The sequence below is a fragment of the Ralstonia sp. SET104 genome, assembly GCF_003851545.1.
Taxonomy (GTDB): domain Bacteria; phylum Pseudomonadota; class Gammaproteobacteria; order Burkholderiales; family Burkholderiaceae; genus Ralstonia.
Genome location: NZ_BHVX01000006.1, coordinates 209,127 through 224,607, shown reverse-complemented (window position 1 = coordinate 224,607; position 15,481 = coordinate 209,127). Strand labels below are relative to the sequence as shown.

General features: G+C 61.6%; 11 protein-coding genes. 1 reads left to right on the top strand and 10 read right to left on the bottom strand.

Annotated features, from left to right (window positions below):
- Positions 1-20: 20 nt before the first annotated feature.
- From PSUB009319_RS10250 to PSUB009319_RS10225, 6 genes are all read right to left on the bottom strand, one after another.
- On the bottom strand, positions 21-797 hold the full coding sequence (locus tag PSUB009319_RS10250) for a DUF1295 domain-containing protein (protein ID WP_124382116.1): 777 nt from the start codon (positions 795-797) through the stop codon (positions 21-23).
- Between the two features lie 2 nt (positions 798-799).
- Positions 800-1,999 carry a cyclopropane-fatty-acyl-phospholipid synthase family protein gene (locus PSUB009319_RS10245; RefSeq protein WP_124382115.1) on the bottom strand — a complete coding sequence of 400 codons (1,200 nt, stop codon included), beginning with the start codon at positions 1,997-1,999 and terminating at the stop codon, positions 800-802.
- On the bottom strand, positions 1,996-2,766 hold the full coding sequence (locus tag PSUB009319_RS10240) for a DUF1365 domain-containing protein (protein WP_124382114.1): 771 nt from the start codon (positions 2,764-2,766) through the stop codon (positions 1,996-1,998). The genes PSUB009319_RS10245 and PSUB009319_RS10240 overlap by 4 nt, the downstream gene beginning before the upstream one ends.
- Entirely contained in the window at positions 2,763-4,058 is a 1,296-nt protein-coding gene (locus PSUB009319_RS10235; RefSeq protein ID WP_124382113.1) for an NAD(P)/FAD-dependent oxidoreductase, read from the bottom strand. Before PSUB009319_RS10235 ends, PSUB009319_RS10240 begins: the two co-directional genes overlap by 4 nt.
- 28 nt (positions 4,059-4,086) lie before the next feature.
- Positions 4,087-4,815, bottom strand: a complete 729-nt coding sequence (gene folE / locus PSUB009319_RS10230; RefSeq protein WP_124382112.1) for a GTP cyclohydrolase I — start codon at positions 4,813-4,815, stop codon at positions 4,087-4,089.
- Between the two features lie 75 nt (positions 4,816-4,890).
- Positions 4,891-5,877, bottom strand: coding sequence for a MerR family transcriptional regulator (locus PSUB009319_RS10225; protein ID WP_124382111.1), 987 nt, complete (start codon positions 5,875-5,877; stop codon positions 4,891-4,893).
- 553 nt (positions 5,878-6,430) lie between these two features.
- On the opposite strand from PSUB009319_RS10225, the gene PSUB009319_RS10220 reads away from it, so the two are divergent.
- The gene (locus PSUB009319_RS10220; RefSeq protein ID WP_124382110.1) at positions 6,431-6,805 is read left to right on the top strand and encodes a hypothetical protein; all 375 of its coding nucleotides are present in this window, start codon (positions 6,431-6,433) and stop codon (positions 6,803-6,805) included.
- 59 nt (positions 6,806-6,864) lie between these two features.
- Here PSUB009319_RS10220 and PSUB009319_RS10215 read toward each other — a convergent pair whose 3' ends face one another.
- From PSUB009319_RS10215 to PSUB009319_RS10200, 4 genes are all read right to left on the bottom strand, one after another.
- On the bottom strand, positions 6,865-7,893 hold the full coding sequence (locus tag PSUB009319_RS10215) for a TerC/Alx family metal homeostasis membrane protein (RefSeq protein ID WP_124382109.1): 1,029 nt from the start codon (positions 7,891-7,893) through the stop codon (positions 6,865-6,867).
- A gap of 379 nt (positions 7,894-8,272) precedes the next feature.
- Complete coding sequence (locus tag PSUB009319_RS10210; protein WP_124382108.1) at positions 8,273-8,536, bottom strand: hypothetical protein; 264 nt, start codon at positions 8,534-8,536, stop codon at positions 8,273-8,275.
- Between the two features lie 832 nt (positions 8,537-9,368).
- Positions 9,369-10,349 (bottom strand): OmpA family protein, encoded by a 981-nt coding sequence (locus PSUB009319_RS10205; protein WP_185453443.1) that lies wholly within the window; start codon positions 10,347-10,349, stop codon positions 9,369-9,371.
- A 126-nt stretch (positions 10,350-10,475) separates the two neighbouring features.
- Positions 10,476-15,470, bottom strand: coding sequence for an Ig-like domain-containing protein (locus tag PSUB009319_RS10200; RefSeq protein WP_185453442.1), 4,995 nt, complete (start codon positions 15,468-15,470; stop codon positions 10,476-10,478).
- Positions 15,471-15,481: the final 11 nt, after the last annotated feature.

Genomic DNA, 15,481 nt, shown 5'->3' with positions numbered 1-15,481 from the left:
GTCTCCTCAAGCGCGGTAGATCAGTGGCGCGGTGGCCAGGGGATCAGGATGCTGGTGGTGCGTGCGTATTCGGCGTAGTCATGGCGCGTGGCTTGCATGTGCGCTTCCAGCATGGGAATGCCGGAGACCTTCACAAGCAACCACGCCATCGCGATTGGCGGCAGCACCGTGAGCCATGCCCACGGTGCACCCACCGCGAGCGGCACATAGGCCAACCAATGCACGCACTCGAAAAAATAGTTCGGATGCCGCGAATACCGCCACAGTCCTGTGCGGCAGGTCTTTCCACGGTTGGCCGGGTCAGCCGCAAACTTGCGCAATTGCCGATCCGCCAGCGCTTCCCCACCCACCGACACCAGCCAAAGCGTGACGGCGGCCGCCACCGCAAAGGTGCTCGGCGCATCGGGCCGATAGCTCGGCACGGCAAACGCAATCGACAGCAACATCGATACCGCCGCCTGCAACTGGAAGAAACCGAACATGTTGCGCGGTGCCGCCGCGCCCCATTCCTGGCGCAGTTTTCTGTAGCGCGCATCTTCGGGCTTGCCGGCATTGCGGCGCCACAGGTGCCAGCCAAGACGACCCCCCCACACTGCGCCGCCCACGCCCACCAGCACGCGCGCGTGTACCGAACCAGTGCCCAGCCATGCATAGATGAGCGCCACCAGCCCGAGTGAAAATGCCCACACCGGGTCGACCATGCCGGCGTTTTCATTGGTCAGTTGCCAAGCCCACACGGCACTGAACACCGCCACGAGCACTAACAGCGCAACAAGCGCGACACTCCAGACCGGCATGATCACCCCCGTTCGAGCAGAAACTGCGACACGCCGATCCTCCCTTCATCGAAGCCGGCTTCGCAATAGGCGAAGTACAAACGCCAGATGCGGATGAAGGGTTCATCAAAGCCGAGTGCGCGCACGGCGTCCAGCCGCGCCTCGAAACGCTGGCTCCAGCGGCGCAATGTCTCTGCGTAATCGCGGCCGAAGTCGAGGCGGTCTAACACCCGCAGGCCATGTTGCTCTGCCAGGCGGATAAAGCGCTCGCGGCTGGGCAGCATGCCACCGGGGAAGATGAACTGCTGAATGAAATCGGTGCCGGTGCGATAGCGCTCGAAGTGGGCTTCGTCAATGGTGATGCTCTGTACGAGTGCACGGCCTCCGTGGCGCAGGCAGCGCACCAGCGTCTTGAAGTACGTTGGCCAGTACGCTTCGCCCACCGCCTCGAACATCTCGATGGATGCAATGGCGTCGTACGACGTATCCAGATCGCGGTAGTCGCGCAGTTCCACCTGGGCGCGTGGCTCGCCTGCGAGGCGCTCGGCCGTGTAACGGCGCTGCTCTTCCGACAGGGTAATGCCGTGTACCCGGGTGCCGCGTGCACATGCCATTTCCATCAGGCCGCCCCAGCCACAGCCGATTTCAAGCAATTCCATGCCCGGCCCCAGCCCCAACAGATCGCACACACGCCGATACTTGGCTGCCTGTGCATTGGCCAGGCCATCTTGAAGACGGCCGTTGAACCACGCTGACGAATAAGCCATGCCCTCGTCCAGCCAAAGCCGATAGAAATCGTTGCCCAGGTCATAGTGCAAATGGATATTGCGCCGACTGCCTTTGCGGCTGTTCCGGCGCAGCAAGTGCCGCAGCCGCAAGACAGAACGTGCCAGCGCGTTCCCGAAAATCGCCTGCTCCAGTGTGGCGGCGTTCATGATGGCAAGACGGAGCAAGTTGGCGAGATTGCTTGTCTCGACCCATCCGTCCCGATACGCCTCGGCAAAGCCAACATCACCGCTGCGCAGAATGCGGGCGCAGGCGCGCCAGTCGACAATGCGCAGATCGGCAGACAGCGCCGAGGCGGCATCGCCGATCTGCACGTCTCCATCTGGGGTGATGAGGTGCAGCAAGCCGTGACGCATCCGGGCTGCCAGCGCCACAAACAGGCGGCCACCGGCGGGAACGTGGGGCGGTACCCACGCCTGAGAATACGTGGCAGTCATCGAGGCGGCTCCATAGAAGACGATGGGTTGCGCGGGTGGCGGCCAAGGAACGGCACACCCTTTATCCACAGGCGAAACGCTTGCCAATGAATACGGCCGATGACCTGCACCGCCAGCAGCGGCTGCCGAAACAACACGCGGCGCAGGTGTGCGGCATCAAAAGGCTGCAGCCGTCCGCCAATGGCGGTGTGCAGCAACGGGCCGTCACTGTCGCGGTAATCAATGCGCACCAGAGCCGTCGCCGGGGTCTCGGTAAAGCGAAACTGATAGCTGCCCACAACCGCGCAGAAGGGTGAAACATGGAGTTGCTTGCGGCAGGTCAGCACCGTATGGGCCCCTATGGGCCCTCCGTCCTGCGCACAGAGCAGATAGCTGTGGTGCTGCCCAAAGGTGTTGTTGACCTCGGCCAGCACCGCGCGCAGCGTGCCAGCCGCGTCGTGGCAATACCAGAACGAGACGGGGTTGAACATCCAGCCGACAACGCGCGGAAAAGTCTGCAGCCAGACCTCACCCTCAGCGCTCAAGCCGGCATCGCGCAGTACGCCGCGTATCCACGCAAGCAGATCGGTGCCATCGCGCGGGCCGTAGTCGCGCGTGCGCAGCGACAGCGGCCGCAGGCAATCCACGCCAAACCACGCGCCCGTCAGCCTGCCGAGCGCCGAGAGCTTCACGCGCACGGCAAACACCGGGTAGACAAAGCGATTGGCCACCGGCCGCAAGCGACGGTGCATGACTTGCCCGACAAGAAGCTGTGCGTCACCGTTCATGACGCCACCTGTGCCCATGCCGGCGCGCAGCCGAAGTCAGCCGCCACGCGCAGCGCAGATTTCAGCCCGTCTTCATGAAATCCGTAGCCCGTCCACGCCCCGGCGAACCAGGTGCCGCTGCGCCCTTGCAATGCGGGCAGCCTGGCCTGCGCATCAATGGCGGACTGGTCGAACACCGGGTGCTCATAGGCGAAGCGCTGGTACTCCAGTTCGGGCGCTGGCGGTGCCGGAGGATTCAGCGTAACGACCACGGGAGTCGACACAGGCAGCGGTTGCAGTTGGTTCAGCAGATAACTGACGCACGGCGCGCCATCCGCTGCCGCCGCTTGCGGCGCGTCGAGATAATTCCACGCCGACCACACACGACGCCGACGCGGCAGCAGCCGGGTATCCCGATGCAGAAAAGCGGTGTTGGGCTGGTAGCGGAATGCACCAAGCACGGCGCGTTCGTCGTCCGTTGCGTCATCGAGCAACCGCAGCGTCTGAGGCGCGTGCGTGGCGAGCACCACGGCGTCGTAGCGCGTGCTGCCCGAATCGGTCTGCACATCGACATAGTTGGCCGTGCGGCGGATGCCGCGTACCGGCGTGGCGACACGCACGTCCGCCAACCGCTGAGCAATCGCCTGAACATAGCTGCGGGCGCCACCCTTGACGGTGCGCCAGCGCGGCCGGTTGAACACCTGCAGCAAACCGTGGTTGAGACAGAAACGCAGGAACGTCTCCGCCGGAAACGAGAGAATGTCACGGCTCGGCGTCGACCAGATCGCCGCTGCCATCGGCAACAGATAGTGGGCACAGAACGGTTCGCCATAGCCCCCGGCATCCAACAACGCGCCGAGGCTATGGCGTTCACTGCGAGCCGCCACCAGGTTGGCGTGCGCCTGCCGGTTAAAGCGCAGGATGTCGCCCAGCATTGATAGGAACCGCGCCGACACCAGGTTGCGCGGCTGAGCGAACACCGTGCGCAGGCTGGTGCCGGCCCACTCCAGCGCGCCGCCATCCACCGACACGCTGAACGACATGTCGCTCTCGCAATGCGCCACGCCCAGTTCATCAAACAGCGCGATCAAATTCGGATACGTGCGCGCATTGAATACGAGAAAGCCCGTATCGACGCCAAAAACCTGCCCGCCCTCTTCAATATCAACCGTATTGGTATGCCCGCCAAGCCGGGGCGCCGCTTCGAACAGCGTTACGGCGTGGCGCTTTGCGAGGAAATGCGCAGCCGCCAGCCCTGAAATGCCAGAGCCGACCACCGCGATGCGCTTTGCAGGGGACTGGAGAATTTTCAACCCGATGCCTCTTCGTGTTGTTTGACGTTCATCCGCCGTGGCGGCCGGGCAGCAGCGCAAGAAACTCGCGCCGCAAGCTCGGATCTGTCAGAAACACCCCGCGCATCACGCTGCTCACCATGCTCGACCCGTCGTCCTTCGTGCCACGCCAATGCATGCAGTAGTGCTCCGCCTCCAGCACGACCGCCAGGCCATCTGGCGCCATCCGGTCTTCCAGCAAATCGGCAATCTGCTTGATAGCCTCCTCCTGGATCTGCGGTCGGCTCATGACCCAGTCGATCAGGCGCGCGTACTTGGACAACCCGATCAGTTGCGAGTCCTGGCTGGGCATGACACCCACCCACGCGCGCCCCATTACCGGACACAGATGATGCGAGCAGGCGCTGCGCACCCGCAGCGGCCCCACCACCATCAGTTCATTGAGCCGTTCCACATTCGGAAACGCCGTTACCTCGGGGGCTTCAACATAGCGCCCCGCAAACACTTCGCGCACAAACATCTTGGCCACGCGGCGCGCGGTTTCACGGCTGTTGTGGTCTTGCTCCACATCGATCACCAGCGCGCGCAGTACGGCTTGCAGGCGCTCTTCCACTTCGGCCTGCAGAACATCCAGTTCACCGTCACGCAGGTAGGCGGCGATGTTGTCGTTGGCATGAAAGCGGTGGCCAGCGCTCATCAACCGTTCCCGAATCCGAACAGAAAGCGGCACGCTGCCAGCCGCCCCGGCAAGTCCGGGCGGATCCAAAGTGAGCTTCATTGAAGTTGCCTCCGAAAGTCAGCGGTGCACTCACCGCCCATGCTGGCTCAGGGGAATTCCTGAACGTATACGGACCTAACTTGCGGGCGGATGCAGCGTCTCGGCGCGAATTGCAAATTCCATCGCGTCTTCAAGCATCAGCCGGGCCCGGTTTGCCACATCACCAAGGTGCCGGTGAAGTTGCTCATCGAGCGTGGAGCGCACCGCGCAGCTATCGCTGAACCGCTCAAACGCATCCAGTTGCCGAATGAGGCCAACCAGATGGCGCGGACATTCGCAGGCAATCGTCTGCGATGCGTTGGCAAAGATTTCCAGTTGGCGATCGGTGAACCGGCGCGCGTTGCGGCGCAGCGGCTCGAGTTTTCCGTAGACCGCATCCACGCGCACGAGCTGCGTCAACTCTTGCAAGACCTGATCAAGCTCGCCGTGCGCGTTGGGCTCCCGATACAGCCGCACACCCGCCGCGCGCAACATATCGGTGGCGCGAACCGTGCCAAAGCTGTAAATCACGCCGATGGCGCTGGTGCCCGTGCTACGCGCCGCGGCCAGGATGCTCTGCGCCGTTTCAGGTTGCAGCGAGGCAGCCTCGACAATCAAGACGTCGATGCTCGGAGGCAATTCCAGGAACGCCTGCTCTTCAATTGCCGGCAATTCCGTGACCGGCTCGATGCCAAGCGACATCAGCGTGCTCTTTCTGCGTCGTACACGCTCAGCCAGCAGCGCGCCGCAGACGGCGACCGAAATGGCCGCATGCGCTGGAAGCGGACCAGCCTCTTGCGCGGCACTGGACGTCTGGAGCAGTTGCTCAAGCGCGCCACTGTCGGCGTTTGCGATGGCGCCGATGGCGTGCCCCTGGTTCACCAGAGATCGGAGGAGCATGAGGCGCTTGACGTCTTCACCGGAATACAGGCGCTGGCCAGACTTCGACTTGGTTGGCGAGATCACGCCATAGCGCTGTTCCCACACCCGAAGCGTGGAGACGGGCATTTTGGCCATGCGGGCGGCCGTACCGCTTCGGTACCGGGGGGCTGCGTTGTCTTCGGGTTGCACATGCGTCTCCATGCAAGAGCGGCGTTACTCACATGAAACGCGTTGCTGCCGATATCGTCAATGAAATGAAGCCGAAATGCTGTGCCCGTCCGCAAATGAATACGAATTGAGTTGCTTTTTACCGGGCAAACGCAAACGAAAACGCAATCGCGCGTCTGCGGCAGCCCCCGGAGCACCCAGTCATCATGGTTTACCCTCACTCAGGGTCACGCTGCCACCCTGCCGGCCACCACTGCCTCCTCGACGTCAACGCGTTAAGGCTCGTGCATGTTGAGCGGATCACCGCCGATACCGTTATCCCACGCAAGCGCACCTGTCCGATTTCCGCTCCAAAAACCTCGTTCCCGTACTAATCCCTCGTTTGACAAGTTAGTTTTCTGCACCATCCGGCCGGATGAGGAACCGGTTGGCCCGTCAATCGTTACCATACGTTGCAATGCGCTGGCCGGGGCCACCCTTATTAAGACTCCCTCCAATTCTTTCAGCGCCTGAACGCATACAAAATAGCCGAGCCCCCTCAACCCTGTGAGCAAATGCATCTCATCACGTTTGGAGCGGAATTAACATGTTGATCAAGGCCCGTGTATTGAGCGAATCTGGCGCGGTTGAATTCTGCGGAAAAACAGAGGTTGACGATAAAAAAATAATGAACGCCATCTTTACGAATGGCGCGCCATTTAAAAGACGAGGCATTACCTGGCTTGTCGATATGCTGCCCGAGTTTTGCGCACGCTTCATTGACGTCATGCAGGCGTGCCAAGCCCAAACGGAGGTTGACCAAGCAACCACCGAGGTTGTGTTGCTTGCCTATTTGATCGATACCGGGTTTGGCGGCGTTGCCCCTGCAGTGTTTCTACAGAGCGATTTGTCGTTCACCGTGATGCACGATGGCGCCGCGACTTACCAACGTATTCCGGCGGAGCGATCGGCATTTGCCTGAGGCCACACATGGCCGAGTTGCCTGTGCCTTGAGGTCGGCACGCAGCCGGGTTCAAGTTGTCAGGCGTTTGTATGGGGGTCAACACGCTTTGCTTGATCCGGTTGCGCCGGAAACAGCAGGCTGGCCATCATCCCGATCGCCAGCACAACCAGCACCACCATCAGGCTGACATCCGGCTCGATGATGTAACCGTGCCCCAGGAAGTGGTCCGTCGCGTTCAGCGCCAGCTTGATCGCAATGAAGAACAGCAACGCGACCACCGCCTTCTCCAGATGCACGAGGTAGCGCTTGAGCGCCTCGAGCACAAAGTACATGGTCCGCAGGCCGAGAATGGCGAACAGCATGGCCGAATAGACGATCAGCGGCTCCCGGCTGACCGCGATCACGACCGGCACAGAATCGAACGCAAACAGCACGTCTGACACCTCAACCACAACAAGGCACAGGAACAGCGGCGTCGCAAACCATGCGCCCTTCCCCGCCAATGCCAGGCCAGCGCGTTCCAACGTGGCGCGGCGCACGAAGAAGCGGTTGCCATGCAGTTTGGGCCACACCGGCAACAGCTTGTGCGCAGTGCGATAGGCCATGTGGCGCGAGTAATCGTTACCCGCCTCGCCTTGATCGCCGCCCTTGAGCATCATGACCGCCGTCCACGCAACGATGATTGCGAACGCGACTTCTACCCACGGCCCCAGCGCCAGCAGGCCGGTGCCGATGGCAACAAACACCAGACGGAACACGATTGCGCCACCAATGCCCCAATACAGCACCCGGTGCCGCAGGCTGTCGGGCACCTTGAACCACGCGAAGATGGCCATGAACACGAACAGGTTGTCGACGCTGAGCACTTTCTCCAGCGCGTAGCCGGTCACGAACAGGCTCGCCACCTCGGCGCCGTGCGCTGCATACAGGTAACCAGCAAAGCCCAACGAAACCAGTACCCAAAAGACCGACCACAGCGCCGCGTTGCGTAACGTAATGGGCGTGTTATTGCGATGGCTTAATAGATCGACAGCGATAGCGGCCACCGTCAGCGCCAGGAATACCGCAACCGTGGCGGGCGGAAAGCCCAAATACGTATTTGACATGACAGCCTTCTCACGGTTTAAAGCCGTTGCCAATCACGCATCAGCGGCTTTTCTGTTATTAACGCAATGCATTATCTGTGCATCTTTCAGGCATGAATTTCGTACCATGCCGGAATTTTCTAGTATTGGTACGAATTTCTGGTGGCGCATCGCCACACAAAAATAAAACCCGCATGGCGTGGCGCAATGCGGGTTTCGTTGGTAAAAGCGCAGAAGCCAACCGCTGGCGCCGGTGGCTGCAGTCAGTGCGTCGGTGGTGATCGGTGTCGGGTCATCGGCACACCGGTCGCTCAGAGAATCCCCGCCCCCATACACGAGGAAGCGCGTGATCCCGTTGCTGTCGTGGGCGGCTGACGCTTAACGGTTGACGATCAACGATTCACGAGCGCGGGTCCACCACCTTGCGCACATCCCATTGCTGCGGATTGGGTGGCACGCCTTCCAGCGTGAGCATCAAGAACGCGCCGATGGCATCAATGAAGCCCGCGCGAAATGCCGGCGGCTGCGCAAGCGTGACCGAGTTGATTTGCGACCGCAGCCGCGTCGGCTCAAATTGTTGGTGCACGCAGGCATCGGCTTGTATCCAGCGCAGAAAGGCTTGCGCCTCGAGCGCCCCCGAAAAATAGAGATGCCGATTTTTCATTGGCCGCCTCCGCGCGTGAATCGCTTAGTGGCGATGACGGGAGGGGAAGGATAAGACGCGGGGCGATGCCCGCAATTTTCGGTAGGCATGTTGCCTCCTAGGATAGGGATTGAGGAGGCTCGCCGCTCGCTGCGAAACGAGGGTGGCGGGCCCGACAGCAGGGTTCGCAGACCGGCCCCTATCCAGCTCACCGGCAGACCCGAAGGTCTCCCTGCCCGACCCGCCATGAGAAGCATAGACGTGTGCAAGCACCGGACATAAAAATGCCGCTCAGAAGCGGCTGTCCGTCTGGAAAAGGGAGGAATGGGCTGCGAAACCCGCACTATCGCAAAGGCGACAGTGCAGTGATTATAGCGACGGTGGTTGGTAGGCCGCTATCGGAATCGGCGTAGTCTGTCCTACAAACGAGGGCAGCGGCCTGACCCAGCCCTCCAATGAAAAAGCCGTGGCGCAATCTGCACCACGGCTTTCCATTTTGCTGCTTGCGGCGGGTTGGCCGATCCGCACGGCGATGTTCTCAGCACCTCACGTGTGGCTGCTGGCCTCCAGGCTGTCTTGCCAGGATTTGTGCAGATGGCGCCGCTGTGCCGGCGACGCAAGAAGGTACGCATTCATCGCGCCATTGAACGCCTGCTGCCGTTGATCGCTCAGGCAAACAAACGCGCACAGTACCTCCATCACATCAGGCGGCAGTTCTCGGTTGGGATCTCGCATTGCGTAGCACACTCTCGTTCAACGCGTGGCGGGCACGTATGCGCCAGCCCGCCATTGCGACTGGAAGACGCCGGACGCACCGGCGGTCTTCCTCGGCTGCTTGGCAGAGCGACAATGCTCAGGCCGGGCTGGACATGTCCGCACGCACCACCACGCGGCGGTTGGGCGCGTAGCACTGGATCACCTGTTGGCGCGAGCCTGTGCAATCGTCAACCACCGGCTCGGTATTGCCAGCACTTTCCGCGTCAATGCGCGAAGCCGGAATGCCGCGCTCGACCAACATGCGGCGCACGGTTTGCGCACGTTGCATGCCGAGCTTGAGCGCGGCTTCATCGCTGCCGATCTGGTCTGCGTGGCCTACAACGATGATCTTCTTCGCGGCAGTGTTTTCGCGGCGCATTTGCGCCACCAGATTGCCGATCTCTTCACGGCCTGCGGGGCTGATGTCACGGTAGCCGGACTTGCCGAACGCGAACAGCATATCGCTCTTGAGCGTGTAGTCCTTGTACTGCGTTGCGGCTGCGGGTACGGCGCTCACCGGTTGCACCTGTGCTTGCGAAACCTGGCAAGCCACGGTGCTGTTGGCACGCGACAGCGCATGAACCTGCGCGCGCGCACCGCGCAGCTCTTGCTCGGCCTGATTGCGCGGCAGCGCTTGCGGCGCGCCGTTGCCGTCTTCCTGCACCTTCAGGAAATACGTTGAACCGGCTTTCAGATTGGCGGCAAAGCGGTTGATGGTTTTGCCTTTGTATTCCGGCGCGTCGTTCACATATGCGCCCAGCGTGTGCTGGCCGGGCTTGACGCAGAACACGGTGTAGGCATTCGGCAGCAGCGCGCTCTGGAAATGGTCATCCAGATACACGTTGGCCGCCGTCGGCTTGCCCTGGCCTGCCCGCAGCGGTGCGCGGTAATAGACGATCTGCACCTGGTCTTGGGCAACCTGGCCGACCGGCGCATAGGTTGCGCCGAAGACTTGCTTCTCCTGCGCTTGGGCTGCGTCCATCGGCGGGATGTATTGCTGAGCATGGCCGATTGCGGTCATGGCTGCGAACAGCGCACCTGCAAAGGCGATGCGCGTCATGATTGTTTTCGCTTGCATCTTTGAACTCGTGAAAAGTGTCCGGCCATAGCGTGGCCTGCGTGGCAACCTGAGCCGGACATAAAGCATTGGGATTGACGGGGCGGTAAGCGCGGCGACCGGTATGGGGCCGCCGCGCCCGGCGCATCAGTGGTTATCCAGGTTGGTCTGGACGCCGATCTGAACCAGCAACTCGGTGTTCAGGCCCTCGTGGATGAACACGTTGTACTGCGTGCCTTCCACGGTAACCGTACCGCTCTGCTGGGCCCAGTCGCCCACGTCCGAGCCGTCCGCCAGCAGGTCGGAGAGCTCAACCGTGTCGCCGGCATCGCCCTTGACCATCATCTGCGTCTTGCCATCGGCCACGAACAAGTCCTTGCCACCCTGCTCCAGCACATCGCCCAATGAAAGCTTGAGCGTGTTGTCGCCAGAACCGGTGATGTCGATCACCTCCACCGACGACAGCTTGCCCGCCAGCCTGGACAGGTCCAGCACCTCGTCAGCGCCGGTCAGTTTGAGCGTGTCGATGCTGTCGTTGCCGACGATGGCGTCCGTCGCGTCGAGTTCGGCCACGGCGCTGATCTCGAACGTTTCGCCCGTGAAGACGCTATCACCGACGTCCGATGGCAGACCAAGCGCAGTCACGGGGGCGCCCAGCGTGACGATATCGAACGAGATATCGTCAAGCGCGTAGGCATCGGGATTGTTGTGGTCCATCATTCGAACTGCGTCGAACAATGGCAGCCCCGTCAGGTGCGTGCTCGCATCTGCAACTGCCGATGCCGTATGTACAAGCACCCCGTCCTTGTAGAACTCGAATCGGATGTCGCTTCCATACGCCCATGGTTCGTAGTTGGGCAGCCTGTAGGTGAAGCCATCTGCTGTCACGCCGGCCTTCAACGCAAACGTCACATCCACGGCACCGTCACTCCCGTTGCGGGTCAGCGCATTGGAGAGGCTCCAGTTACCTTCAGTACGAAGGCTCAACTGCCAAGTGCCCGGAGCGCTGGTAATTTTCATCCAGCCGTTATCGATCTCGGCATAAGTTCCCGGAGCGATACCGTTAAAGTCTTCCGAAAAGACAGTTCCCGGAGGCGCCAGCCGCCCGTCAGGGGGAAGAATAACTGTGACACCGTCCTGCACCAGCACTTCCGCACGGGTGGTGTCATTTCGGTAGACGTGATACTTATCCCGCCCCATGGTCACGGTGCCATTGTGCTGCCAGCCGCCGGCGCCAATCAGGTTCGACAGCTCAACGCGATCACCCACGTCACCCTTGACCATGACCTGGTAATGGCCATCGGTCGTGAACTGGTCCTTCGCGCCGAGGTTCAGAACGTCGTCCATCGACAGCTTGAGCGTGTTGTCGCCCGTGCCGCCAATGTCGAACACCTCAATGCCGGTGATCTTGTCGGTCGAGCCGCTGTTGAGCGCCGTGACGTCCAGCACCTGGCCCGCGCCGGTCAGCTTGAGCGTGTCCATGCCGCCGTTGCCGGCGATTTGCGTGACATGGGCGAAATCGGCCACGTCGGCAACCGTGAACACGTTATTGCCGCTGCCGCCGTAGAGGCTTTCGGTGTGTGCGCTCACCGCTTGTTCATCCGGTGGTGCAGTGACCCCCATTGCATGCGGCGCGAAATCCCCCCCCGAGACAAGGATGTAGTCGAACCACGCTACTCGGGTGTTAGCAGCATCATTATGAGTCGCATGGTAGGTGAATGATGCAAATTCCTTGCCATCGGGCATGTCAATCGAGTAGAGATGCGAGCCGAAGGGAAGGGAAACGCTGTGAATCGCATTGCCGCTGGCGTCGTAGAAGGTGAGATAGCCATAGCCGTAGCCTGGGTCGCCGGGATAGCTGTCCAAGCCATCAAAGGCGATAACAGCCTCCAGATGCGTCGCGGTCTTCCCGTCGTTCAGAGCTGCCTTCGCCACGCCTCCCAGGAAGGACCGCATTTGGAGGCGACCATTTCCAACAGAAACGAAGTCGTTGGCAGGTGCATAGAGGGTAAGTACGCCGAGATCTCCTGGACCATGAACATTAAATGCCTGGTTGGGACCATCAAAGTCCAGTCGAACAGGACCACCAATGGTGCGGTAATCCGACACATTACCCGCCTGATCGATGATCGCGGCTGACACAGGCATGGAGACCCTGTCCGACGCCGATACCGGCACCTCAACCCAACCGCGCCGAATATCAGCATCGGTCAACGTGTAGTTGAAACTGCCATGCGTGGCGGCGTACGTGAGGTTTGGGGCACCGTGCGCAATATGAAGCATGTCTCCGGCTTGCGCTTTTGTTCCCGTCAGATCAACCGTAATCGAATCGGCGTGCACGTCAACGCTTGCCGGTGCCTGTGGCACATCCATATCCAGCGCCACAGTCTGCTGCGCAACCGTACTCGGCGTACCGCCACTGCCAACGACACGTGCCTGGATTTCCCAATCGCCGCTATGGACGTTGGGGTCCACTGCGAACCACGTGCCGTCGGTGCGCACCACTGCATCGAACCAGTTCGCACCGCCATCGGTCGAGATCTGCACCTTCTCACCAGCCGCCAGCACGTTTTCCACATGGCCGCGAATGAGGCGGCCGGCTGAGCCATCGTTGGTCAGCCAGTCGGAGTCGTTAAAGCCAACGTCTTTGCCCATGTCGTCGATCACGGCCGTCGCCAGCGGGGTCGTCAGGTCCACATTCATGTCGTAGCCCACCGAACCCGACTCGTTGCCCGCGGGGTCCTGGATCACCACGTCGAAGTGGTGGCTGCCTTCGTCGAGCGGCGTTTCGGTGGGGATTTCCCACGTGCCGTCGTCCTTGACCGTGCCCGTGCCGATGACGTTGCCGTCTTCGTCGCGCACGATCACCTTGTCGCCCGCATCGCCGCCGGTACCGCGGAACACCGGTTCCGTCTCACGCGTGTTTCCACCATCACCAATCGGGTTGCCGGCCTGATCCACCACTTCAAACACCGGGTCAGCCGGGGCGGTGGTGTCGACAATCAAGTCGTACTCGACGGGATCACTCACGTTGCCAGCCGGGTCTTCGATCACGACTTCGTAGTGGTGATCGCCTTCGACGCCGCCGGTGTCAACCGGGATTTCCCAGTTGCCGTGCTCATCAACGATGCCCGTGCCAATGACGGTGCCCGTATCCGGATCACGGATGATGACCTTGTCGCCCTCGTCACCACCCGAGCCACGGAACACCGGGTCCGTCTCGTTGGTCGAGTCGCCGGAGCCGATCGGGTTGCCGTCCTGGTCCACCACCTCGAACACCGGGTCCGCCGGAGGCGTGGTGTCGATGATCAGGTCGTGCCGAACCGGCGTGCTGTGATTGCCGTGCGGGTTTTCAACCACGACTTCGTAGTGGTAATCGCCTTCAATGCCGCCGTTGTCAACCGGGATTTCCCAGTTGCCGTGCTCATCAACAATAGCCGTGCCAATGATGGCGCCGGTATCCGGGTTACGGATGATGACAGTATTGCCTTCGTCGGCGTCGCGTCCACGGAACACCGGGGTGCTGTCGTTGGTTGAGCCGCCCGCACCGATCAGATTGCCGCCGTGGTCCACCACATCGAACACCGGGGATGCCGGAAGCGTGGTGTCGACAATGATTTCGAAATCAATCGGGTCGCTTTTGTTGCCGGCCGGGTCTTCGATCACGACTTCATAGTGGTGATCACCGTCGCCACCGGTGTCAACCGGGATTTCCCAGTTGCCGTGCTCATCGACAATGTCGGTGCCAATGACGGTGCCGGTATCCGGGTCACGGATGATGACCGTGGCGCCCTCTTCGCCGTCCGAGCCACGGAACACCGGATTCTTCTCGCCGGTCGGGTCGCCCGAGTCGATCGGGTTGCCATGTTCGTCCACCACTTCAAACACCGGATTGGTCGGGGGCGTGGTGTCGACGGTCAGGTCGTAGTCGGCCGCCGAGCGATTGCCGGCCTGATCTTCAACGATCACTTCAAAATGGCGGTCGCCTTCGGTCAGTGCTGTCTCGGGCGAGATTGCCCAAGAACCGTCCTCACCAACCACAACCGTGCCGATGATCTCGCCGGTATCTTTGTCTCGCACGATCACGGTGTGGCCCGGCTCGACATGGTCGCCAAGGAAGATCGGGTTCGTTTCATTGGTCGGGCTGCCAACCGGATCGCCGTTCTGGTCAACAACCTCGAACGCAGGCAGCGCGGGCGCCACCGTATCAACCGTAAAGTTGAATTCGGCTGAGGGCTTGCCCACGGCGCCCGTCGCGCTGTCATGCTCGACTACGTAGACGTTGTGCGCGCCATTGCCCAGCTCCACCGTCACCGGAAATTCCCACGTACCGTCGGCCTTGACGATCGCCTCGCCAATCTTCTGCCCGTTGTCGTAGATTTCGATCTTGTTGCCCGGTGCGGTGCCGGTGCCGATGAACGTCGGCGTGAGGTCGTCGGTGAAGCCGCCTTGCGGGATCGGACCGGTCTTGGGGCCGAAGTTATCGATGACTTGTCCGATGGTCGGCACGAGGTGGTCGCCATCGGCGGGATCGAGGCCGCCGCCGTTACCGCCGCCGTTGCCACCACCATTGCCGCCACCATTGCCGCGGCGGCTGTCAGCGATGCCGGCGCCGATCATGCCAGCGGCCGCCAGACCAAACGCACCCAGAGCCGCCCAGCCGGCGGCACCCAGACCGGCCGCGCCGGCCGCGCCTGCTGCCCCTGCAGCGCCTGCGCCGGATCCGGCGATCAGGTCGCTACCACTGAAGCCGGTCATCTGCTGGGCGCCCAGGACGAGCGGAGAATCCGAGCCATCAGAAAGCTCAGAAGCCTCGTGGTCGTCCTGCGCATCGGTCGCTACATATTCGTGGTATGCGCCGTCTTCGCCCATGCCAACGAGCTGGGCTTCGTTACCGTAGAACTCTTCAATGATGAGCGAGGGGTGCTCGAGATCGTCACCCTCCAGACTCACCAGCAGGTTCTTGCCGACACGCTTGATCGTGATGTTTTCAGGCGCGTGCCCGGTCTTGACGTCAGAAAGAATGAATTTACCGCCCTTGATGGAGCGGACTTTCACCGCCCCGGCAGCCTTGCCGCCCTGCAGGTCGGCCGCCTGAGTAATGGTCTTGCCGTCCACGACGGCCAGCTTCACAGTGCTCATGTTCAACGCTG

Excerpts from the sequence above, each read along its gene's own strand:
- PSUB009319_RS10240 (WP_124382114.1), bottom strand. The coding sequence starts at position 2,766 with ATGAACGGTGACGCACAGCTTCTTGTCGGGCAAGTCATGCACCGTCGC.
- PSUB009319_RS10245 (WP_124382115.1), bottom strand. The coding sequence starts at position 1,999 with ATGACTGCCACGTATTCTCAGGCGTGGGTACCGCCCCACGTTCCCGCC.
- PSUB009319_RS10225 (WP_124382111.1), bottom strand. The coding sequence starts at position 5,877 with ATGGAGACGCATGTGCAACCCGAAGACAACGCAGCCCCCCGGTACCGA.
- folE (WP_124382112.1), bottom strand. The coding sequence starts at position 4,815 with ATGAAGCTCACTTTGGATCCGCCCGGACTTGCCGGGGCGGCTGGCAGC.
- PSUB009319_RS10250 (WP_124382116.1), bottom strand. The coding sequence starts at position 797 with ATGCCGGTCTGGAGTGTCGCGCTTGTTGCGCTGTTAGTGCTCGTGGCG.
- PSUB009319_RS10200 (WP_185453442.1), bottom strand. The coding sequence starts at position 15,470 with ATGAGCACTGTGAAGCTGGCCGTCGTGGACGGCAAGACCATTACTCAG.
- PSUB009319_RS10215 (WP_124382109.1), bottom strand. The coding sequence starts at position 7,893 with ATGTCAAATACGTATTTGGGCTTTCCGCCCGCCACGGTTGCGGTATTC.
- PSUB009319_RS10205 (WP_185453443.1), bottom strand. The coding sequence starts at position 10,349 with ATGCAAGCGAAAACAATCATGACGCGCATCGCCTTTGCAGGTGCGCTG.
- PSUB009319_RS10210 (WP_124382108.1), bottom strand. The coding sequence starts at position 8,536 with ATGAAAAATCGGCATCTCTATTTTTCGGGGGCGCTCGAGGCGCAAGCC.
- PSUB009319_RS10220 (WP_124382110.1), top strand. The coding sequence starts at position 6,431 with ATGTTGATCAAGGCCCGTGTATTGAGCGAATCTGGCGCGGTTGAATTC.